The organism is Aequorivita vladivostokensis (assembly GCF_000952855.1).
Classification (GTDB): domain Bacteria; phylum Bacteroidota; class Bacteroidia; order Flavobacteriales; family Flavobacteriaceae; genus Aequorivita; species Aequorivita vladivostokensis.
In genome coordinates this window covers 32419-53218 of sequence record NZ_JSVU01000009.1, presented here as the reverse complement: position 1 = coordinate 53218, position 20800 = coordinate 32419, and the positions used below count along the sequence as shown (strand labels likewise).

Annotated in this window: 21 protein-coding genes; 11 read left to right on the top strand and 10 right to left on the bottom strand. The window is 41.4% G+C overall.

Annotation, left to right across the window (positions count from 1 at the left end; translation table 11 throughout):
- Positions 1 to 98: 98 nt before the first annotated feature.
- Together aat and MB09_RS12935 are read left to right on the top strand one after the other, a co-directional pair.
- Complete coding sequence (aat, locus tag MB09_RS12940) at positions 99 to 767, top strand: leucyl/phenylalanyl-tRNA--protein transferase (RefSeq protein WP_045081341.1); 669 nt, start codon at positions 99 to 101, stop codon at positions 765 to 767.
- Between the two features lie 132 nt (positions 768 to 899).
- A complete protein-coding gene (locus MB09_RS12935) occupies positions 900 to 1241 on the top strand; it encodes a hypothetical protein (protein WP_045081340.1) in 342 nt (113 codons plus the stop codon).
- A gap of 6 nt (positions 1242 to 1247) precedes the next feature.
- Here the strand turns inward: MB09_RS12935 and MB09_RS12930 are convergent, their stop codons facing one another.
- The 6 genes from MB09_RS12930 to MB09_RS12905 all read right to left on the bottom strand — a co-directional run bounded on the left by MB09_RS12930 (position 1248) and on the right by MB09_RS12905 (position 5416).
- Entirely contained in the window at positions 1248 to 1817 is a 570-nt protein-coding gene (locus MB09_RS12930; protein ID WP_045081339.1) for a DNA-3-methyladenine glycosylase I, read from the bottom strand.
- A 116-nt stretch (positions 1818 to 1933) separates the two neighbouring features.
- The gene (locus MB09_RS12925) at positions 1934 to 2656 is read right to left on the bottom strand and encodes a hypothetical protein (RefSeq protein ID WP_045081416.1); all 723 of its coding nucleotides are present in this window, start codon (positions 2654 to 2656) and stop codon (positions 1934 to 1936) included.
- Between the two features lie 71 nt (positions 2657 to 2727).
- On the bottom strand, positions 2728 to 3417 hold the full coding sequence (gene truB / locus MB09_RS12920; protein ID WP_045081338.1) for a tRNA pseudouridine(55) synthase TruB: 690 nt from the start codon (positions 3415 to 3417) through the stop codon (positions 2728 to 2730).
- Positions 3417 to 4211, bottom strand: coding sequence for an undecaprenyl-diphosphate phosphatase (locus tag MB09_RS12915; protein WP_045081337.1), 795 nt, complete (start codon positions 4209 to 4211; stop codon positions 3417 to 3419). The genes truB and MB09_RS12915 overlap by 1 nt, the downstream gene beginning before the upstream one ends.
- Complete coding sequence (locus MB09_RS12910; RefSeq protein WP_045081336.1) at positions 4211 to 4474, bottom strand: DUF3098 domain-containing protein; 264 nt, start codon at positions 4472 to 4474, stop codon at positions 4211 to 4213. Before MB09_RS12910 ends, MB09_RS12915 begins: the two co-directional genes overlap by 1 nt.
- A 63-nt stretch (positions 4475 to 4537) precedes the next feature.
- Complete coding sequence (locus tag MB09_RS12905) at positions 4538 to 5416, bottom strand: cell division protein FtsX (protein ID WP_045081335.1); 879 nt, start codon at positions 5414 to 5416, stop codon at positions 4538 to 4540.
- 132 nt (positions 5417 to 5548) lie between these two features.
- Between MB09_RS12905 and MB09_RS15620 the strand changes: the two genes are divergently transcribed.
- From MB09_RS15620 to MB09_RS12890, 3 genes are all read left to right on the top strand, one after another.
- On the top strand, positions 5549 to 6409 hold the full coding sequence (locus tag MB09_RS15620; RefSeq protein WP_165586709.1) for a UbiA family prenyltransferase: 861 nt from the start codon (positions 5549 to 5551) through the stop codon (positions 6407 to 6409).
- A gap of 86 nt (positions 6410 to 6495) precedes the next feature.
- On the top strand, positions 6496 to 9516 hold the full coding sequence (locus MB09_RS12895; protein ID WP_045081414.1) for a leucine--tRNA ligase: 3021 nt from the start codon (positions 6496 to 6498) through the stop codon (positions 9514 to 9516).
- 136 nt (positions 9517 to 9652) lie between these two features.
- Positions 9653 to 10345 carry a zinc metallopeptidase gene (locus MB09_RS12890; protein WP_045081334.1) on the top strand — a complete coding sequence of 231 codons (693 nt, stop codon included), beginning with the start codon at positions 9653 to 9655 and terminating at the stop codon, positions 10343 to 10345.
- Positions 10346 to 10415: 70 nt separating this feature from the next.
- Here the strand turns inward: MB09_RS12890 and MB09_RS12885 are convergent, their stop codons facing one another.
- Entirely contained in the window at positions 10416 to 11783 is a 1368-nt protein-coding gene (locus tag MB09_RS12885) for a saccharopine dehydrogenase family protein (RefSeq protein WP_045081333.1), read from the bottom strand.
- A gap of 71 nt (positions 11784 to 11854) precedes the next feature.
- Between MB09_RS12885 and MB09_RS12880 the strand changes: the two genes are divergently transcribed.
- Both MB09_RS12880 and pckA read left to right on the top strand, forming a co-directional pair.
- Positions 11855 to 12253 carry a DUF423 domain-containing protein gene (locus MB09_RS12880; protein ID WP_045081332.1) on the top strand — a complete coding sequence of 133 codons (399 nt, stop codon included), beginning with the start codon at positions 11855 to 11857 and terminating at the stop codon, positions 12251 to 12253.
- 70 nt (positions 12254 to 12323) lie between these two features.
- The gene (pckA, locus tag MB09_RS12875; protein WP_045081331.1) at positions 12324 to 13925 is read left to right on the top strand and encodes a phosphoenolpyruvate carboxykinase (ATP); all 1602 of its coding nucleotides are present in this window, start codon (positions 12324 to 12326) and stop codon (positions 13923 to 13925) included.
- 70 nt (positions 13926 to 13995) lie between these two features.
- On the opposite strand, the gene MB09_RS12870 is transcribed toward pckA, so the two are convergent.
- On the bottom strand, positions 13996 to 14745 hold the full coding sequence (locus MB09_RS12870; protein WP_045081330.1) for a uroporphyrinogen-III synthase: 750 nt from the start codon (positions 14743 to 14745) through the stop codon (positions 13996 to 13998).
- Positions 14746 to 14777: 32 nt separating this feature from the next.
- On the bottom strand, positions 14778 to 15431 hold the full coding sequence (locus MB09_RS12865; protein WP_045081413.1) for a DUF4271 domain-containing protein: 654 nt from the start codon (positions 15429 to 15431) through the stop codon (positions 14778 to 14780).
- A gap of 115 nt (positions 15432 to 15546) precedes the next feature.
- Between MB09_RS12865 and MB09_RS12860 the strand changes: the two genes are divergently transcribed.
- From MB09_RS12860 to MB09_RS12850, 3 genes are all read left to right on the top strand, one after another.
- A complete protein-coding gene (locus MB09_RS12860) occupies positions 15547 to 16296 on the top strand; it encodes a polyprenol monophosphomannose synthase (protein ID WP_045081329.1) in 750 nt (249 codons plus the stop codon).
- 70 nt (positions 16297 to 16366) lie between these two features.
- Positions 16367 to 17707 carry a dihydroorotase gene (locus MB09_RS12855; protein ID WP_045081412.1) on the top strand — a complete coding sequence of 447 codons (1341 nt, stop codon included), beginning with the start codon at positions 16367 to 16369 and terminating at the stop codon, positions 17705 to 17707.
- Positions 17707 to 18138: a DUF4296 domain-containing protein gene (locus MB09_RS12850; RefSeq protein ID WP_045081328.1), complete on the top strand. Its 432-nt coding sequence runs from the start codon at positions 17707 to 17709 to the stop codon at positions 18136 to 18138. Before MB09_RS12855 ends, MB09_RS12850 begins: the two co-directional genes overlap by 1 nt.
- Here the strand turns inward: MB09_RS12850 and MB09_RS12845 are convergent.
- Positions 18135 to 19139: an NAD-dependent epimerase/dehydratase family protein gene (locus MB09_RS12845; protein ID WP_045081327.1), complete on the bottom strand. Its 1005-nt coding sequence runs from the start codon at positions 19137 to 19139 to the stop codon at positions 18135 to 18137. The two genes, MB09_RS12850 and MB09_RS12845, sit on opposite strands and share 4 nt — an antisense overlap.
- A gap of 198 nt (positions 19140 to 19337) precedes the next feature.
- Here MB09_RS12845 and tyrS point away from each other — a divergent pair, with 198 nt between their 5' ends.
- On the top strand, positions 19338 to 20636 hold the full coding sequence (tyrS, locus tag MB09_RS12840; protein WP_045081326.1) for a tyrosine--tRNA ligase: 1299 nt from the start codon (positions 19338 to 19340) through the stop codon (positions 20634 to 20636).
- Positions 20637 to 20800 lie beyond the last annotated feature (164 nt).

Below are 20800 nucleotides of genomic sequence, written 5' to 3'. Positions count from 1 at the left end.
ACAAGGGCAGGAATTTTACCCATAACTAAAATTGGCCTCGAAGGAATTAAATTTCCTTCGGGGTTTTTTTATGCGAAAATTTTCAGCAATTTTGAGATATGCACTTTGTAACCGACAAACTTTGGTTCCCAAATCCCAAAGAAGCGACTGAAGATGGCTTGCTCGCCATTGGCGGCGATCTTTCTGTGGAGCGCCTTCTGTTTGCTTACCATTCCGGTATATTTCCTTGGTTTGAAGATGATCAGCCCATTCTTTGGTGGAGCCCGGATCCGCGAATGGTTTTGTTTCCAGAAAATTTTAAGGTTTCAAAAAGTCTTCGGAAAACTTTAAACAGTGAAAAATTCAAAATTACTTTTAATCAAAATTTTGAGGAAGTTATAAAAAACTGTGCAACAGTTCTACGAAAGGGACAGGCCGGAACGTGGATTACCGCAGAAATGCAAAATACCTACATTGCCTTGCACAAAGCCGGACACGCTATCTCCGTCGAGGTTTGGAAAAACGATAAACTGGTTGGCGGACTTTACGGGGTTGATCTTTCACAGAAAAAAGTATTTTGTGGCGAGAGTATGTTCAGCTTGGTGAGCGATGCTTCCAAAGTAGCTTTTTTTTACCTTTCAGAATATGTAAAATTGAAAAACTATAAATTTATAGATTGTCAGATTTATAATGCACATTTGGAGAGTTTAGGCGCGGAGGAAATAGAGAGAGATACATTTTTGGCGATTTTGAACCAAGAAACGGCTCCCGAAAGTTCGGCCGATTAAAAGTTAAATTTTTTCATTTTTAGTCCAAACTGCAATAATATTTAATTTTTATAGTTTCTTTGAACAACAAACCTCACAAACACGTGCAATCCCAAATTAACTGCATACGTTTGTAAAAACCTGATATCCCCAATGATTACAAAGCGTTTTTTGCTTACTTTGATTTTATTTGCCGGAATTTCCTCTCTTTCCATCGCGCAATCGGCCACACACAAAACAGACGTAAACAAAGATATTGATGTGGTTCGCGTTTATGAACAGGTGGTTAAAGAAGGCTATGGTACGCCCTTTATTTATAAGAAATTGGCTACCGCCTATTACTACAAGAGCGAATATGATAAGGCAGTCACTTGGTTCCAAAAATTATTCTCTGAGGAAAAAAATACCGACCCAGAGCTTGCTACACAATATAATCAAGCTCTAAAAGCTGTTGCGGCTACCAGTTCTAAAAATTCGCTGAAAGATATTTTCTGAAAAAAATCATACTTCGTGAAAGCGGAAGCAACTCTCGATATGGTCGTTCACCATTCCGGTGGCCTGCATATGGGCGTAAACCACGGTGCTGCCCACAAACTTAAATCCCCGTTTTTTTAGGTCCTTGCTCAAGGCATCACTTTCGGGGCTCGTTGCTGGCGCATCTTTGTGGGTCTTCCAGATATTCTTAATGGGTTTGTGGTTTACGAAACCCCAGATATATTGGTTAAAACTTCCAAATTCCTTTTGGATTTCCATAAAAGCTCGCGCGTTTGTAACTGCGGAATGTACTTTCAGTTTATTGCGAATAATCCCTTCGTCCTGCAGCAGTGCGTCAATTTTGGATTGGTCGTATTTGGCTATTTTTTTATAGTCGAAATTGTCAAAGGCTTTTCTAAAATTTTCACGTTTCCGAAGAATGGTAATCCAACTCAGTCCTGCCTGAAAGGTTTCCAAAAGCAGAAATTCAAACATTTTTTTGTCATCCTTCACGGGCACGCCCCATTCCTCATCGTGGTATGTTACGTAGAGCGGATCGGTGCCGCACCATCCGCAGCGCACTTTTTCTGAATTCATATTTCATATTTTACAAATATTCCTACCCCAGTCCGCCCCGGTGGAAGCCAACTCCTGCACCCCTTTAAGGGTTGGGGGTTAAACTGTCAACTGCAACTGCCAACTGAAAACTTTTTTCATTGTTGCCCGGGAAAATTAAAGGTAATCGTACCCAACTGTTTCGCCTTGGAGGCATCCGTACTGAAACGCGCCTGCTCGGAATATTCCAGCGCAGCATCAATCAAACACTCGTTGGATGTTGTGGAAGCGGTTTTGTTATATGAATTTTTCACAACCTTTCCCAGATTGTTCACCTCCACGTTTATCACCACTTTTCCCGAGCCATAACAGGTATAGACGGGATTTGGCAGGTCAATATCCTTGCGGTTTACCAACTGGTAGCTAATGGTGGTGTTGCGATTACCGCTTTTTACAACTGCCTCGCCCTCTTTTCCGGTTTCGCTATTGGAGAATTTTTTCTTTTTTTCTTTTTCTGGCTTTGTTGTTACTGTAGCTCCGTTCCCGTTGTCGCTTTTTGAATTTTCCAAAGCCTCGTTCATTTCTTGAAGTTTACCTTCGGTGGTTTCGGTTATTTCTTCGTCTTCATTTTCAACCGAGGAAATAAATTTTTCGGCTTCGTTATAAGCGCGATTGGTTTCAATCTTTACTTTTTCAGGGGTGAGTTCGGCAATGGCGAGATCTTCGGGAAGCAATTCCTCGGGAGCCATCACTACATCATAGGTTTCTTCAGTGTTTTCCTCCTGTTCTTTTGAAAGTTTCACGCTGAATAGGAATAGCACCAAACTGCCCGTAAGCAGGGAAGTGATAAGGAACGCTCTGTATGAATAATTGAAATTCATTATTGCAAGTACCGAAATTTTGTGCAAAATTCCACAAAACTGCTGAAAATTAAGATGGTATTAAAGATATTTTAACTTGGAAGCGAGGCCTCGAAAGCTTCAATACCGACGGCTTTTTCCACAGAAAATTCACCTATTCGGGTTCTGCGCAGGGCAGAAAGATGTGCGCCGTTATTTAATGCCTTGCCAAAATCATTTGCCAAGGAGCGGATATACGTGCCTTTGCTGCAAACCACTCTGAAATCTACTTTTGGAAGCGCAATCTTTGTTATTTCAAATTCTGAAATAGTAATGGTTCGAAAAGGAATTTCAACTTCTTCGCCACTTCGGGCAAATTCATACAAACGTTTTCCTTCTTTTTTCAAGGCCGAAAAAACGGGCGGTTGCTGTTGAATTTCACCAATGAATTGTTTTGTGGCTTCGTGTATTTTTTCTGAAGTTATTTCTGAAATATCAAAAGTTTGATCAATCTCCGTTTCCAAATCGTAACTCGGCGTAGTGCAGCCAAGTGTAAAAGTACCCGTGTATTCCTTCTCCTGCGCTTGGAACGCGTCTATTTTTTTTGTGAATTTTCCAGTACAAATAATTAAAAGCCCCGTGGCCAAAGGATCGAGCGTGCCAGCGTGGCCCACTTTTATTTTTTTTATTCCGAAGGATTTCCGAATTAACCAACGCACTTTGTTTACCGCTTGGAAAGATGTCCATTCCAAGGGTTTATCTATCAAAATTACTTGGCCTTCTTTGTAATCCTCTGCAGTCATTACACGTAAAAACTTGAAATGATGGCAATAAGGCCAATGAGTACACAATAGATTGAAAAGTAGCGCAGCTTGCTTTTTTTAACGAGTGAAATCATCCAAGTGCAGGCTATAAGTCCGCAGATAAATGCGGCCAAAAAACCTACGCCCATAACGCCCAAATTTGTGTTGTGGGTTGATATTTCACCACTCAAAAGATCCTTTGCTATTTTCCCAAAGATTAAGGGAACGACCATTAAGAATGAAAACCGGGCGGCTTTGGTTTTGTCATTGCCCAAAAGTACGGAGGTAGAAATTGTGGCGCCACTTCGGGAAATTCCGGGTAACATAGCCACGGCTTGCGCTACTCCTATAATAATGGAATCCTTAATGGTTACTGGCTTTCCAGTGTTTTTGGAACGATCTGCCAACCACAAAAGGACAGCGGTAATTATGAGCATAGCTCCTACGAAAGCAATGCTTCCGCCGAAAAATGATTCCAACTCCTCTTCAAAAAGCAAACCGATTATAACGGCCGGCAGCATGGAAAGAACGATTTTAAAAGCAAATTGCGTCTCTTCATTCCATTGAAATTTCAGAATGCCCCCAAAAATCTGAATAATATCTTTTCTAAAAACCACGAGCGTACTGACCGCCGTAGCAAAGTGGAGAATTACCGTAAAAAGCAAACTTTCCTCGGGCACCGAAGTATCTCCCAAAATTGCTTTTCCTATTTCGAGATGGCCGCTGGAGGAAACGGGTAAAAATTCCGTAAAACCTTGTATAATACCAAGAATAATGGCGTCTATATAATCCACTAATTTTCTTCTTTGCTATCGGGTTTCAACAAAATGGTATATACTTCAATCGCAAAGCCCAAAAGCACCATTGCGGGAGCCAAGCGTATTCTTCTCCAATTGTAAATTTCAGGATTGAAAACGTTCGGGTCGTCGCTGCCGCCACCCGTCATTAGTATAAAACCCAAGGCGATAAACGCCACGCCAATGAGCATGAATTTGTAGTTTTTTCGCTCAAAAACAAATTCGGGCTTATAGTCTTCTTTTCGTTTTTTCTCTCCCATTGTTTAAAAAGTTTCAGGTTTCAAGTTCAAAGTTACAGGTTTCACTGATTTGTAAAGAAACTATCAATAATACAAATCATCCGTTCGCAGGTTCAAAAAGCGTTGCGTAGCTATAAATGTACTTATCCAGGTTATCAAAACGCCCATTAAAAATATAAATATAAACAAAACCGCCAAGAGCAGCGGATCGCCCAATAATTGCAACTGTGGAAAACTTTCATTGAGGTAGTAAAGCACTACGCCCATCCCGATCATTGCCACAATGGCCCCCACAATTCCTAATCGAACACTTTTCCAGACAAAGGGTTTGCGGATAAATTTCTTGGTCGCGCCCACCATCTGCATGGTTTTTATGGTAAACCGTTTTGCGTAAATACTCAATCGAATGCTACTGTTTATAAGCAATACCGCGATAAACGTAAAAATTCCACTGATGACCAAAACCCAAAAACTAATGCGTTTCACGTTTTCAGTAAGCTGCGCAATCAAAGGCTTGTCGTAAATAACATCGTCCACAAAATCCTTGCTTTTCAGCTCGTTTGTTATTTCCTCCATTTTTGCGGGCGTAACGTAGTCTGCCAAAATGTAAACGTCAATGCTATTTTGAAGTGGATTTTCGCCCAGATATTCAATGAAATTTTCGCCCAAAGTTTCTTGGTGCTCCTTTGCGGCATCTTCCTTTGAAACGAAAGTGGCAGACTTTGTATATTCAGCCAGCGCCAAACTTTGCTTCAATTGGGTGATTTCAACTTCCTTCGCCGTGTCTTTCAAAAAAACGGTGATCGCAATTTGTTCCTTAAAATAATCGGCAACTTTTTTTGAATTCAAAACCAACAAGCCCAACAATCCCAGTAGAAAAAGCACCAGCGAAATACTGATGACCACTGAAAAATAGGAAGAAATCAATCTGCGTTTTTGATATTTTTCAAAAGAAGAACTCATAGGGTTTGCTGAATTTTGCCGTAAAAATACAAGTAATTTTGCATCTTGTGTTAAACAACGCCGAAAGTTTCCAATTTGTTATAATAAGATTATTTTTGGGGTGCCCTAAATTTCGGTATTATCATAAAAAATTTGCTAAAATCCCTAAAAATTTCCCGACCGGGACTTTGGTTTCCAACAATTTGGATTTATTTGGTTCCATTCCAACTAGCTTCAAACTTTTGGGAAAAACCACTTTTTTGGGTTGGACTCTTCTTTGTTACTTTTCCTTTGAATTTCTTGGTTTACGGATTGAATGATTTTACTGATGGCAAAGCAGATTCCTTAAACCCGCGAAAGGGAAACTATCTTTTTGGCGCCAAATTGAGCAAAGAAGAACTAACCAACGTACCGTGGCACATCTGCTGTGTAATGGTGCCCTTTTTGGCATATTTCGCTTACGTTGGCGGCGTCGAACTTTTCATTCTTTTATTGTTTATGATTGTTATTAATATCATTTACAACTACAAACCGTTTCGACTAAAAGAACGCCCGCCGTTTGAGATTTTAATACAAGTTGGATATGTTTTCACGGCACTTTTCAGTATTCAGCTGAACAATTTGGAAATGCTTCCATGGCAAACAATGCTTTACCTCACACTCTTTGCTTTTCAAGCCCATATTGCTGGGGAAATTATGGATATTGAACCCGATAAGTTGGTCGGAAAGAAAACCACTGCAGTTTTAATAGGAAGAAAAAATGCGAAGTTTTTAATGCTTTTTCTACTATTATTTGAAGCGTATATCCTGAAATTCTGGTTTGATGACTGGGTGCTGTCGGGCTTTTTGGCGGTTTTTTCGCTTTGGCTTATTTTGGATATTTTCGTTTTCTTCAAAGACAGACCCTATTCGGTAACGCAAATGAAAATCTTTGGAATTGCCATCAACGTTTCCGCAATTCTTTCGATGATTTGGGTGCTTTATTCCGGAAATCTGCTGCATCCAAATTTTTAAAATATAGGGTTTTACTTCTTCCAATAAACCTTAAATTTGCGGCTCTTTCCACCAATGGAAATAACTTTCAAAAGAAATACAAGAAGATGGGCAAATATCACTTCAACGAGATAGAAGCAAAGTGGCAAAAACATTGGGCCGAAAATCAAACTTTTAAGGCCGAGAACAAAAGCGACAAACCGAAATATTATGTTTTGGATATGTTTCCCTATCCGTCCGGCGCGGGCTTGCACGTTGGGCATCCGCTGGGGTACATTGCCAGTGATATTTATGCGCGCTACAAACGCCACCAAGGATATAATGTGCTGCATCCGCAAGGCTATGATTCTTTCGGACTTCCGGCAGAGCAATATGCCATCCAAACGGGGCAACATCCTGCAAAAACTACTGAAGAAAATATTGCCCGTTACCGCGAACAGCTTGACAAAATAGGGTTTTCCTTCGATTGGAGCCGCGAGGTGCGTACCTCAAATCCTGAATATTACAAATGGACACAGTGGATTTTCATACAGCTTTTTGAAAGTTGGTATGATAAAGATGCAGACAAAGCCCGTTCCATTGAAGAACTGCGTGCCATTTTTTCTTCGGAAGGAAATGTACACGTAAATGCAGTCTGCGATGAGGGAATTGCGCATTTCACCGCTTCGGAATGGCTGGATTTTTCTGAAACGAAAAAGCAGGAAATTCTTCTAAAATATAGATTGACATATTTAGCCGAAACCGAAGTAAACTGGTGCCCGCATCTGGGAACCGTTTTGGCGAATGATGAAATAGTAAACGGCGTTTCTGAACGCGGTGGCTATCCGGTTGTGCGAAAAAAGATGAAACAGTGGAGTATGCGCATCACAGCCTACGCCCAGCGTTTACTTGACGGACTTGATAAAATAGACTGGCCGCAACCTTTGAAGGATTCGCAAACCAATTGGATTGGTAGAAGCAAAGGAGCGAGCGTAAAGTTTAGAGTTATGAGTTATGAGTTAGGAGTTGGCGAAACCTCATCCCACATACCTCATCCCTCATCCCTCGAAATTGAAGTTTTCACAACCCGCCCCGATACCATCTTCGGAGTAAGTTTTATGGTTTTGGCGCCGGAGCACGATTTGGTTTCAAAAATCACCACTGCCGAACAGAAAGATGCAGTTGAAAAGTATGTGGAAGCCACCGCAAAACGCAGCGAGCGCGAACGAATGGCCGATGTAAAGCACATTACAGGTGTTTTCACGGGCGCGTATGCCGAGCATCCATTTACAAAGGAACCCATCCCAATTTGGATTGGCGATTACGTTTTGGCGGGCTACGGCACAGGCGCGGTAATGAGCGTTCCCTGTGGCGACCAGCGCGATTACGATTTTGCGAAACATTTCAATCTGCCAATTCCGAATATTTTTAAGGATGCGGATATTTCTGAGGAAGCCTATTCCGATAAGGAAAATACAATTATCACAAATAGTGATTTTCTAAATGATTTAAACTATTCCGAAGCCACGGAAAAAATAATCGCGGCTTTGGAAGAAAAAGGTGTTGGAAAAGGAAAGATAAATTACCGTTTGCGCGATGCTGTTTTTAGTCGTCAGCGCTATTGGGGCGAGCCGTTCCCGATTTATTACAAAGATGGAATGCCGCAAATTATCCCTACGGAATGTTTGCCGTTGCGCCTCCCCGAGGTTGAAAAATACCTACCAACCGAAGAAGGCGAACCGCCGTTGGGCCGTGCCGATGTTTGGGCGTGGAATACCGAAACCAAGGAAGTGGTCAGCAACGATTTGATTGACCATAAAACCGTTTTTCCTTTGGAATTGAATACGATGCCAGGTTGGGCGGGAAGCAGTTGGTACTTTTTCCGATATATGGAAGCCGAAAAACGCGATGAGGTTTTCGCCTCAAAGGAAGCATTAAACTATTGGAAAAACGTGGATCTGTATATTGGAGGAAGCGAGCACGCCACGGGCCATTTGTTGTACAGCCGTTTTTGGGTAAAATTTATGCACGACCGCGGCTTGGTGCCCGTGGACGAACCTTTTAAAAAGCTGATAAACCAAGGGATGATTTTGGGGGAGAGTGCGTTTGTGAATAGAGTAAGTTTCAATGTTTCTGCTTGGGGAGAAAATGCTAACGAGATTATATTTGATATTTTAAAAAAGACTGATAAAATACCAACATTATTTATCAGTTCATCTAAAGTGCATAACCAAAATTTTATAAAAGATTTTCTTCTAAATAATAATTATCTCAATAAAATTGAAATTGGGAATATAACTTTTGATATAAATCAAATTCATTCTGATGTTTCATTTGTTAATATTCATAATGAATTAAATTTTGAAACCTTTAAAAATTGGCGAGAAGAATATAAAAACGCAGAATTTATAACCGAAGAAGACGGCACTTTCAAAGTTTCGAGAGAAGTAGAAAAAATGTCCAAAAGCAAATATAACGTGGTAAACCCCGATGATATTTGCAACCAATATGGCGCAGATACTTTAAGAATGTACGAGATGTTCCTTGGTCCGCTGGAACAGGCAAAACCGTGGAACACCGCCGGGATTACGGGCGTACATGGTTTCCTAAAAAAACTTTGGAAATTGTACCATTCCGGGCCGGATGAAAGCTTTTACGTAACGGACACCCCTCCTTCGGAGGGGCAGGGGGAGGCCTTGAAAACACTTCACAAAACCATTAAAAAAGTACAGGAAGATATTGAGAACTTTAGTTTTAATACTTCGGTTTCCTCTTTTATGATTGCGGTGAACGAGCTTTCGGCAGAAAAATGCAATTCACGTGAGGTTTTGGAGCCGTTGGCAATATTAATTTCGCCTTACGCGCCACACATTGCAGAAGAGCTTTGGGAGAAATTGGGCCATTCGGAAAGTATTTCCACAGCACCTTTTCCAAAATTTGAGGAGAAATATTTGGTAGAAAGCAGCAAGGAATATCCAATCTCCTTTAACGGAAAAATGCGTTTTACGTTGGAACTGCCACTCGATTTAAGCAAGGAGGAAATAGAATCTGCCGTAATGGCACATGAAAAAACAGCCCAGTATTTAGAGGGGCGCACGCCGAAAAAGGTAATTATCGTGCCCGGAAAAATCGTAAATATCGTGGGTTAAAAATTTGCACACTATTTGCTATATTGTAAAAAAAATCTCTGTGGCCTCTGTGTCTCTGTGGTTATTAAAATTTTTACCACAAAGACAAAGAACACAGAGAAAAACTATAAACAACAAACTTTAAACAATAAAACCTATGTTTGGATACTATATAATTGCAGGATTAATCTTTTTGGTGAGTTGGTACGTAAGCCACAAATTGAAAAGCAAGTTTAAGGAATACAGCAAAATCCACCTTCAAAATGGAATGAGCGGAAAGGAAATTGCCGAAAAAATGCTCGCCGACAACGGCATTACCGATGTGCAAGTTATTTCGGTCCCCGGTCAATTGACCGACCATTACGATCCATCAAAGAAAACGGTGAATTTGAGCGAGCCAGTTTATATGCAGCGAAATGCTGCGGCGGCAGCGGTTGCGGCCCACGAGTGCGGCCACGCCGTGCAACACGCTACTGCTTACAGTTGGCTGAAATTGCGCTCCACCATCGTTCCCGCGGTAAGCGTTTCGAGCAAACTTTCCAACTTTGTAATCATGGCTGGCCTTATTTTGTTTGCCACAGGTTCGGCAATTGGCAGCTGGGTTTTCGGGATCGGTATTTTACTTTTTGCGGTAACCACGGCTTTTGCCTTCATCACCCTGCCGGTGGAATTTGACGCCAGTAAGCGTGCGCTAGTCTGGTTGGAAACCAATAATATGGTTACGCCACAGGAACACGAAGGCGCAAAGGATGCGTTGAAATGGGCAGCTAGAACCTATGTGGTGGCGGCAATTGGTTCCTTGGCAACACTACTATATTTTATTTCTATCTTCTTGGGAAGTCGCGATTAGAAGAAAAATTTAATGCAAAAACAAACCCGCCTATTTTTATGGGCGGGTTTGGTGTTTAAAGAAGATGCTTTTAATGAAGGTTGTCTGGATTGTATCCCAAATAATCCACTTCTTTCTCGTGAAAGATAATTCCGTTTTCTTCCAGTTCCTTTAGTATTGGTTCGTAAACTTCTTTCGCGATTGGAAGCTGTACGCCGGGCGTGGTTATTTCCTCATTTAAAATTTTCAGGGCGGCAATTGCTACCGGAAGCCCCACGGTTTTTGCCATTGCCGTATGGGTCTGGTCTTCGCCAATAAGAGTCATGTGGCTGTCTATTTGATATTTTTTTCCATTCAGTTGGTATCCAAATTTGTGGTACATCACGATCATATCCTTATCGTGCGGTGCCAGTGTCCATTTGTCCTCCAATATTTTTTGAAGCCCCATGGCGGGTGTAGCATCTTTAATTCCCAACTTTTTTTCCTTGGTGAAAAGATCAAGCTCTTCCAGTTTTTCCCACATTAAATCGTCCTGGTCTATTTTCAGGGCGTGGCGAAGTTTCAATTCCACCGTATCTGAAGGCGAATAGGGAAGAAATAGGTTTACAAAGTCGCGATAGCTCATGTTTTCCGAATCGGGAATGGTGTAGCTGTCGTCGGTCATTCCCAATTGAACAAACATATTCCACGCGCGGCTGAAACCAACACGGCGAATGGTTCCGCGGTAAAGCGTTAAAATATTATCCAGCCCATAAATTGATTGGTATTGTAAGGAATTTCGGTTGGCATACACTTCAAATTTGCCATACCCTTCAATATTGATAAATTCTGTTCTTCGGAAAAGTCTGTGATATGGAATATACTTGTATTTTCCTTCCTGAATAAATTCCGCAGCGCCGCCCTGTCCTGCCAAAACTACGTTTCGCGGATTCCAAGTGAATTTGTAATTCCAAAGGTTGTCGTCGCTTTCCGGCGCAATCAACCCGCCACAAAACGATTCAAACAACAGCATTTTTCCGCCTTTGGCGCGTATTCTGTCTATTACCTGCATCGCACTCATATGGTCCACTCCGGGGTCGAGACCGATTTCATTCATAAAAACCAGTCCTTTTGATTCGGCTTTGTGGTTCAGCGCTTGCATTTCTTTGCTCACGTAAGAGGCCGTAACCATATGTTTTCCAAATTCAATACAGTCGCGGGCGACTTCAATATGGTAGCGTGCGGGAAGCATGGAGATTACCAAATCGCTGTTTTCTACCGCTTCCTTTCTTTGCACATCGTTAAAAACGTCGAGCATAATCCCGCGGGCGTTTGGGTGGTTTGAGGTGAACTTCTGCGCAGATTGAATGGATATGTCCCCAATGGTTATAAAAAGGTCTTCTTTTTCGCTTTTGTCCAGCAAATAACGGATTAAACTTGTGGCAGATCTTCCTGCGCCGATAATTAATATGTTTCTCATTGGGGGAGTTTTTTGTTAACTTTGGAGATAGATTTTGTAAAGGACGAAATTACTAATTCCAAATTTTAAAAATGACGGTTTTCGATAAAAATATGGTGGTCACGGCTTCATTTCTTGCCGCCGCTACAATAGCAATGGGAGCTTTCGGCGCCCACGGATTAAAGAATATGGTTGACGCTGCCGCACTCACTACCTTTGAAACCGGAATACGGTACCAAATGTACCATTGCCTCGCTATTTTGGCCGTGGGCTTGGCGCCTTCCATTCCGGAAAAAATAAAAAAAACCGTATTTTGGTTTTTTATCCTTGGCATACTGCTTTTTTCGGGTTCTATCTATCTGCTTGCGCTGAATGCTATTTTGCCTTTTAATGCAGCTAAAATAGGATTTGTAACCCCAATCGGCGGGCTTATGTTTATTCTCGGGTGGTTTTTGTTTGCTTATAGAATGCTTACGTTAAAGAAGCAATAAATCTGTTTCATATTTTCTTCAATCTCTTTTAGATTTGCTACTTTTGTACTCTACAAAATTTAAAAAAGGTATGGTCGATAAAAACCAAGCTACAAAAACGATTTCAGTTGAAAAATACGGAATCAAGAATGCAAAAGTTAAATATCAACTTTCTTCTGAAGAACTTCACAACGAAACATTGCAAAAAGGTCAAGGAAAAGAAGCTGCGAGCGGCGCCTTGGCTGTAAATACTGGAGAATTTACAGGAAGATCCCCCAAGGACAGATTTATTGTTAAGGACGATGTTACACGCGAAAAGGTGTGGTGGGGAAATATCAACATTCCATTTCCTCCCGATATGTTTGATAGACTTTATGATAAGGTTGTTGATTATCTTTCCGAAAAGGAAATTTACGTGCGCGACAGTTATGCCTGCGCCGACGAGGAATACAAATTGAACATACGTGTTATCAATGAAACGCCGTGGTCCAATATGTTTGCCCACAACATGTTCCTTCGCCCTACGGCAGAGGAATTGGCGTCTTTTGACCCAGAATGGCTTATTGTAAATGCCCCGGGATTTACAGCCGATCCTGAAGTTGACGGAACGCGCCAGCATAACTTCGCTATCCTGAACTTTACCCGAAAAATTGCCTTAATTGGCGGTACCGGTTATACTGGCGAAATTAAAAAAGGTATATTTTCTGCGCTTAATTTCATACTTCCGGTTGATAAAAATACGATGCCAATGCACTGCTCGGCAAACGTTGGCGACGATGGCGAGACCGCTATTTTCTTCGGTCTTTCCGGAACGGGAAAGACAACGCTATCCGCAGATCCAGACCGTAAATTGATTGGCGATGACGAACACGGCTGGACTGAGGATAATAAAATCTTCAACTTTGAAGGCGGTTGCTACGCAAAGGTTATAAACTTGACCGAAGAACAGGAACCAGACATTTACAATGCAATAAAACCTGGAGCATTGTTGGAAAATGTAGTGATGGACGAAAATGGCGAAGTTGACTTTGCCGATACTTCCATCACGCAAAATACAAGGGTAAGTTATCCTATCTATCACATAAAGAACATCCAAGTGCCTTCCATTGGCTACAATCCGAAGAATATTTTCTTTTTGACGGCAGATGCCTTTGGCGTTTTGCCTCCCATTTCAAAACTTACTCCGGGGCAGGCTGCTTACCATTTCATAAGTGGTTATACGGCTAAAGTTGCGGGTACGGAAGAAGGAATCAACGAGCCGACCCCAAACTTTTCCGCGTGTTTTGGAGCGCCGTTTATGCCGCTTCACCCTACGGAATATGCTGAAATGTTGAGCAAAAAGATGAAAGATTCCGGCGTGAATGTTTGGTTGATCAATACCGGTTGGACCGGAGGGCCATACGGCGTAGGTAGCAGAATGAAACTGAAATACACAAGAGCAATGATTGCTGCTGCGTTGGAAGGAAAGTTGAAGGATGTGGAATTTGAAAAGCACCCTATTTTCAATTTGATGATGCCTAAATCTTGCCCCAACGTTCCTTCGGAAATATTAAACCCAAAGGAAACGTGGAAAAACAAAAAGGCCTACGACATTCAAGCCAAGGAATTGGCGAATTCGTTTAAAGAGAATTTCACCAAGTTTGAGTCCTATGCCAATGAAGAAATCCTTTCAGGGGCTCCCGCTTCGGCTTAAAATCAAAATAGCTTAAAACAAAAAGGCTTGCCAGTGCGGCAAGCCTTTTTTTATTGCAATTAAATCGAGCTTATTTTTTGTTGTTAACCTCTTTAATGTACTTTTCCAAAGCCATCGTCATAGACGGTGTCTCGGGGGTTGGGGCTTGTATATCTACACGCAGGCCTACCTCGGTGGCGGCTTTTACGGTAGTATTTCCAAAAACCGCGATGCGCGTTTCGTTCTGTTTGAAATCTGGAAAGTTTTCCAAAAGCGACTGTATTCCACTGGGGCTGAAAAACACCAAAATATCATAATACACATCGCGCAGATCTGAAAGATCGCTGATTACGGTTTTGTAAAAAGTAGCTTCTTTCCAATCCACCTTCAGTTCGTTGAGTACTTCGGGAACTTCAGGCTTCAATTTATCAGAAGAGGGAAGTAGGAATTTCTCGTTTTTATATTTTTTTATAAGTGGCGCAAGTTCAGAAAAAGTCCTTTTCCCCACATAAATCTTGCGCTTTCTGTAAACCACATATTTTTGAAGGTAGTAGGCTACAGCCTCGCTCAAGCAGAAATACTTCATAGTGTCCGGCACCTTAAAACGCAGCTCTTCTGCGATTCTGAAATAATGGTCCACAGAGTTTCGGCTTGTAAGAATTATAGCAGTATATTTATTGAGATCAACCTTTTGGGCCCGGACATCTTTACCAGATACGCCTTCTACGTGTATGAAAGGCCGAAAATCTATTTTTACCTTTTGTTTTTCGATCAAATCGAAATAAGGAGAGTTTTCAATTTTAGGCTCGGGCTGGGAAACCAAAATAGTTTTCACTTTCATAGATAGTCCTGATTTTTTTAGAATAATATACCTTATACAAAGCTTTTATAAAGAATAATATAAGGGGAAATTTCAAGTGCGCAAAGATACAAAATAAAATAGAAGAAATTGCCTAATATCAATTTTCCGTTTTTCTTGTAGCTGTAAAGCAGCGCAATAGCGTTTAGGGCCAACAAACATCCGCCAAAAATGAGCAAGCCTGTTGCGGTGGGCGGATATACGTACAGGAAAAAAAGATTGCCCGCAAAGAACAAAATTCCCAAAAAGTTGCGATAACTCAATTTTTGGTACAGATAATTGTTGATAAGGGCATCCATCGAAAAAATATTTGCGACAATTTTTTCCAAAGAAAATTTTATCAGTACAAAAACACTGTAGGCCGTACAAATTTGAAGAAACAACCATTCATTGCTTTCTATTTCCGAAGGGTTAAAAACCTTAAAAAGCAAAAAGACAAAAATGGAAACGCATAGTATCTGTGCCGCGAACAGCATGATGTTAAAAGGATGGTTCAATTCGTCATTTTTGCCGTGAACAAAAAAGTACTGATTGGTAATGGGCAACATGGAAAATTCGTGGAAGCGTTTGGGGTAAAAATATTTGGCCAGGGCATAGAGAATGAAGCATGCCGCCAACAAATAGGTTGCAAAGTCAGTAGGCGCAATAAGTCTTTCGCTGAAATCCACCTTCAATTTTTCCGGTAAAGGTACTGTAAAATAATTTTCCTTTTTTAGGACTCAATTAGAATTTACTTCACATTTATTTCTTCAAAAAACGGTACATTTGCGCTAAAATTGCAGTATGTCCAAGGCGGTAGTGGTGGTGCCAACCTACAATGAAATTGAAAATATAGAGCGGCTGCTGCGTACGGTTTTTTCATTACAGCGTGAATTTCACGTTTTGGTGGTGGACGACAATTCGCCGGACGGCACGGCGACTGTGGTTGAGGAAAATTTCAAAACCTATCCCGAAAAACTTTTTTTGCTGAAAAGAGCCGAAAAAACCGGTCTGGGAACGGCCTATATAGCAGGATTTAAGTGGGCATTGCAGCACGGCTACGACTACATTTTTGAAATGGACGCCGATTTTTCACACAACCCCAACGACCTGATAAGGCTTTTCAACGCCTGCCACAAAGAAGGGAACGATGTAGCCATAGGCTCGCGTTACGTGAAGGGCGTAAATGTGGTAAACTGGCCTATGAGCCGCGTGCTGATGTCGTGGTTGGCTTCAAAATATGTGCAGTTTGTAATGGGAATCGATATTTACGATACCACCGCCGGATTTATTTGTTACCGAAGACGCGTGCTGGAGAAAATAAACTTGGACAACATTCGTTTTGTGGGCTACGCATTTCAGATTGAAATGAAATTTAAGGCCTACTTGAGCAAATTCAAGATAAAGGAAGTGCCGGTAATTTTTACCGACCGTACCAAAGGCGAGTCAAAAATGAGTTCGGGCATTATTTCCGAAGCTATTTTTGGAGTAATTGCAATGAAATTTAAAAGTGTATTTAATAAGAAAAGATTTAATAAAACATCTTTTCACTAATTTTTTATAAAGCGGGGAACATTGATTAAAATGTTCTGAATTGTCTTTAAAAGAAGCATATAAAAACCAAATGAAAGCAGTTTTAATTAAAAACGCAAATATTGTAAACGAAGGTAAAATCATAAAGGGCGATGTGCTGGTGCAGGATGGTCGTATTGCCGAAATTTCCGAAACCATTAGTGCAAAATCTGCCGATACCAAGGTGATTGATGCCGATGGAAGCTATCTGCTGCCGGGAATGATTGACGACCAAGTTCATTTTCGCGAGCCGGGACTGACCCACAAAGCCACTATTGAAACCGAATCGAAAGCTGCCGTGGCGGGGGGGATTACTTCTTTTATCGAGATGCCGAACACCGTGCCGCAGGCCACGACCATTGAATTGCTGGAAGAAAAATTTGATATTGCCGCCAAAACTTCGTGGGCCAATTATTCCTTTATGTTTGGCGGGACCAATGATAATTTGGATGAAATTTTAAAAGTAGATCCCCAAAAAGTAGCGGGATTAAAACTGTTTTTGGGCTCTTCCACAGGAAATATGTTGGTGGACAATCCAAAAATTTTGGAAGAAATTTTCAGCAAAACCAAATTGCTCATTTCCGCACACTGCGAGGATGAAACAACTATAAAAAACAATCTTGAAAAATATAAATCGGAATATGGCGAGGACATTCCAATAGAACTCCACCCAAAAATTCGGAGCGAGGAGGCATGTTATATTTCATCGTCAAATGCTATAAAACTGGCCCAAAAAACAGGGGCACGACTCCACGTTTTTCATCTTTCCACGGAAAAGGAAACGCATCTTTTCAGCAATAAAAAACCGCTGGCGGAAAAGAAAATTACTGCCGAAGTGTGTATTCACCATTTGTGGTTCACCGAAGAAGATTACAAAACAAAGGGCACCAAAATAAAATGGAACCCCGCGGTAAAAACCGAAAAAGACAGGGACGGGTTGCTAAAAGCGTTGCTGGACGACCGAATAGACGTGATAGCTACCGACCACGCGCCGCATACCCTGGAAGAGAAGAACAATAAATATCTAAATGCCCCCTCGGGTGGACCGTTGGTGCAGCATGCACTGGTAGCTCTTTTGGAAATGCACCACAAGGGAAAAATTTCTTTGGAAAAAATAGTTGAAAAATTTGCACACAACCCTGCAATCCTCTTTCAGATAAAGGAACGTGGATATATCCGCAAAGGGTACAAGGCAGACTTGGTTTTGGTCGACCTCAATTCTCCCTGGACCGTTAAAAAGGAAAACCTGCTTTACAAATGCGGTTGGTCGCCATTTGAGGGAACCATCTTCAAATCGCGGGTTACGCATACCTTGGTGAACGGAGTAGTGGTTTATGAAAATTCAAAATTTCCGAATAAAAGCAATCCCGAACGCCTTACCTTTAACAGATAATGAAACATTGGGTTCCCATCTTTGTATTGATTCTAAGCATTTTAGGCTGCCAAAATGTAGAGCGGCCGGAGAAGCCAAAAAATCTTATTTCCAAAGAAAAGATGGTAGATGTGCTTACCGAGGCCTATCTGGCAAACGCCGCCCGCAGCGTAAACAATCAGGCTATTATTGACAAGGGAATCCAGGTAGATTCGTTGATTTTCAAAAAATTTGAAGTGGACAGCGTCCAATTCGCAAAAAGCAATGATTATTATGCTGCAGATATAAATATGTATCTGGATATTTTTCAAAAAGTCGAGGCCAGACTGGTTGCAATGGAGAAAAAATTGGATAGCATACGCGATCTGGACAGAAAGCGTAACGATAGTGTAGAATCACAGCAGAATAAAGAAAGGACAATTGCTGAACCTAAAAGGGATAGTTTAATCTAAGGTGTTTTGTTTTCTTTCGCAATGCGTTTAAGGGTTTGTTCCGTAGGTGTAAATTGAAAACCAATTGCATTTTTTATTTTTTGGGAATCGTATCTGGATTTCGTAAACATAGAGCGTACCGTGGCCCTTACAAGTCTTCTTTTTGTGCCGAAAAGTTTATTGGAGAGCCAATCCATACCGCTTAAAAAATACATCAGTTGCTTTGGCAGTTTTTTGGTTGGGGGCTTCTTTCCGAATAAGGGCGCCAATTTGGAAAGCAATTCCTTATAGCTCAAATTTTCTCCCACTAAAACAAATTGTTCGTTTTTTATATTAGAACGCATCAACTGCACCATAGCTTTTGCTACATCCACCACGTCCACAATGCCCATAGCTCCCGAGGGATAAAAAGGAATACCGCTTTTGCCCAGTGAAATAATTACTCCACTGCCGCCTCCATCCGGGGATGTGCCGAGAATGATACCCGGATTTACGATTACGGCATCCAGTCCTTCCTGGGTGCCGCGCCAAACCTCCATTTCGGCGCCGTACTTAGTAATGGCGTAAACATTATTTTTTTCGTCTGCATTCCACGGCGTTTCTTCGGAAATTAATTCGCTCTTCAAATTGCTGCCCAAAGTGGCAACAGAACTCACATAACAGATTTTTTTTATGGAATTCGCCAAGCAGAGGTTCACCACATTCGCCGTGCCTTCCACATTGGCCTTTTTGAGTATTTTGTATTTTGAAGGGTCAAAATTTATAAATGCCGCACAGTGGTAAACTTCCGTAATTCCCTTAAAAGCTTCCGTAAGGGCGGGAATATCGGTAATATTTGCTTCTACCCATTCTATCTTGTTATAGAGTGGATCCACTTCCGCAGTGTAAAGCGCAAAAACTTTCTTTACGGCAGCTACGTCGCTATCCTTTCTGTGAATAGCGCGCACATTCCCGTTTTCCTTCAACAGAAAATACAATAGGTGCGAACCTACCATGCCTGTGCCGCCGGTTACTAATATCATACAGCGAAAATAATCTTTTTGAAATCGATTCCGATAGCTATCGTAACGAAATCGAGACTGAAAACGGGTAGAGACCCGATAAATAATTTTGAATACTCGATAAACACCTAAAGAAGCCTCAATCCTAAACCTTGAATTTTGAATTTTGAATTCCTCAATCTGAAATGAGAACCCTATCTTTGCAGAAATTTTATAAAAATGAAGCTGAAAAATTTCGTTGAAGAACTACAATGGCGCGGCATGATACACGATGTGATGCCCGATACCGAAGCACACCTTATGGAAACCATGCGGTCGGCCTATGTGGGGTTTGACCCTACGGCAGATTCGCTTCACATCGGCAATTTGGTGCCTATAATGCTTTTGTCGTTCTATCAGCGCTCCGGCCACAAGCCGGTGGCATTGGTTGGCGGGGCCACGGGAATGATCGGCGATCCGTCCATGAAAAATAGTGAAAGAAATCTACTGGACGAAGCCACCCTGCGCCATAATCAGGAATGTGTAAAAAACCAACTTTCCCAATTTTTGGATTTTTCCTCCGGTGCCGAAAACCAGGCCGTGCTGGTAAATAATTATGATTGGATCAAGGAATTTTCGTTTCTGGATTTTATTCGAAATGTAGGGAAGCACATAACCGTAAATTATATGATGGCCAAGGATTCGGTAAAAACAAGGTTGAGCGGCGAGAGTGCCGACGGGCTCTCATTCACGGAATTTACGTACCAATTGATTCAAGGCTACGACTTTGTCCACTTAAACAGAAACCTAAACTGCACCCTTCAAATGGGCGGTAGCGATCAATGGGGAAATATTACCACCGGCACGGAACTTCTACGAAGAATGGACGGCACAAAAGGCTATGCCTTAACGTGCCCGCTGATTACAAAAAGTGACGGCAGCAAGTTTGGGAAAAGTGAGGGCGGAAACGTATGGCTGGATGCGAGTAAAACTTCACCCTATAAATTTTACCAATACTGGCTGAACTCAACTGACGAGGATGCCGAAAAATACATCAAGATTTTTACGTTTTTGGATAAAGAAACCATCGACGATTTAATTATTGCGCATAGAGAGGCGCCGCACATGCGCCTGCTTCAAAAACGCTTGGCGCAGGAAGTAACCACCACGGTACACAGTGCCGAAGAATTTGAGAAAGCCGTAAAAGCATCCGAGATATTATTTGGAAATTCTACTTCCGAAGATTTAAAAACGCTGGACGAAAAAACCTTTCTCGATGTTTTTGAAGGCGTGCCGCAGGCCGAAATTTCAAAAGAGGAACTTAAAAGTGGAATTGATATTATTGACGCTTTATCTGAAAAGACTGGATTTTTAAAATCAAACAGTGAGGCCCGTCGTGCTTTGAAGGAAAATTCAATTTCGGTAAATAAGGAAAAAGTACAAGAGAACTTCACGGTTTCTGAAAGTGATTTGATTAACGGACAGTTCGTATTGTTGCAGCGCGGAAAGAAGAATTACTTTATTATAAAGGCCGTTTAGTTGAAAATCTTTTGAATAAAAAAAATCCCCGGCAAAGCTTGCACGGGGATTTCTCAATTAACTAACCAACCAAATTATGAAAAATCATCAGTTTTTCACAATGGTTTGGTCGTGGGATTACACAAATACTTACGCTGAATTTCAGCCAACTGTGTTAAATATTT

Bases quoted from the DNA above. Each gene is read 5' to 3' on its own strand.
- MB09_RS12870 (WP_045081330.1), bottom strand. From the start codon at position 14,745: ATGAAAGTGAAAACTATTTTGGTTTCCCAGCCCGAGCCTAAAATTGAA.
- aat (WP_045081341.1), top strand. From the start codon at position 99: ATGCACTTTGTAACCGACAAACTTTGGTTCCCAAATCCCAAAGAAGCG.
- pckA (WP_045081331.1), top strand. From the start codon at position 12,324: ATGGTCGATAAAAACCAAGCTACAAAAACGATTTCAGTTGAAAAATAC.
- MB09_RS12930 (WP_045081339.1), bottom strand. From the start codon at position 1,817: ATGAATTCAGAAAAAGTGCGCTGCGGATGGTGCGGCACCGATCCGCTC.
- MB09_RS12845 (WP_045081327.1), bottom strand. From the start codon at position 19,139: ATGATATTAGTAACCGGCGGCACAGGCATGGTAGGTTCGCACCTATTG.
- MB09_RS12910 (WP_045081336.1), bottom strand. From the start codon at position 4,474: ATGGGAGAGAAAAAACGAAAAGAAGACTATAAGCCCGAATTTGTTTTT.
- MB09_RS12855 (WP_045081412.1), top strand. From the start codon at position 16,367: ATGAAAGCAGTTTTAATTAAAAACGCAAATATTGTAAACGAAGGTAAA.
- MB09_RS12890 (WP_045081334.1), top strand. From the start codon at position 9,653: ATGTTTGGATACTATATAATTGCAGGATTAATCTTTTTGGTGAGTTGG.
- MB09_RS12925 (WP_045081416.1), bottom strand. From the start codon at position 2,656: ATGAATTTCAATTATTCATACAGAGCGTTCCTTATCACTTCCCTGCTT.
- MB09_RS12885 (WP_045081333.1), bottom strand. From the start codon at position 11,783: ATGAGAAACATATTAATTATCGGCGCAGGAAGATCTGCCACAAGTTTA.
- MB09_RS12850 (WP_045081328.1), top strand. From the start codon at position 17,707: ATGAAACATTGGGTTCCCATCTTTGTATTGATTCTAAGCATTTTAGGC.
- MB09_RS12880 (WP_045081332.1), top strand. From the start codon at position 11,855: ATGACGGTTTTCGATAAAAATATGGTGGTCACGGCTTCATTTCTTGCC.
- MB09_RS12905 (WP_045081335.1), bottom strand. From the start codon at position 5,416: ATGAGTTCTTCTTTTGAAAAATATCAAAAACGCAGATTGATTTCTTCC.
- MB09_RS12860 (WP_045081329.1), top strand. From the start codon at position 15,547: ATGTCCAAGGCGGTAGTGGTGGTGCCAACCTACAATGAAATTGAAAAT.
- tyrS (WP_045081326.1), top strand. From the start codon at position 19,338: ATGAAGCTGAAAAATTTCGTTGAAGAACTACAATGGCGCGGCATGATA.
- truB (WP_045081338.1), bottom strand. From the start codon at position 3,417: ATGACTGCAGAGGATTACAAAGAAGGCCAAGTAATTTTGATAGATAAA.
- MB09_RS12935 (WP_045081340.1), top strand. From the start codon at position 900: ATGATTACAAAGCGTTTTTTGCTTACTTTGATTTTATTTGCCGGAATT.
- MB09_RS12895 (WP_045081414.1), top strand. From the start codon at position 6,496: ATGGGCAAATATCACTTCAACGAGATAGAAGCAAAGTGGCAAAAACAT.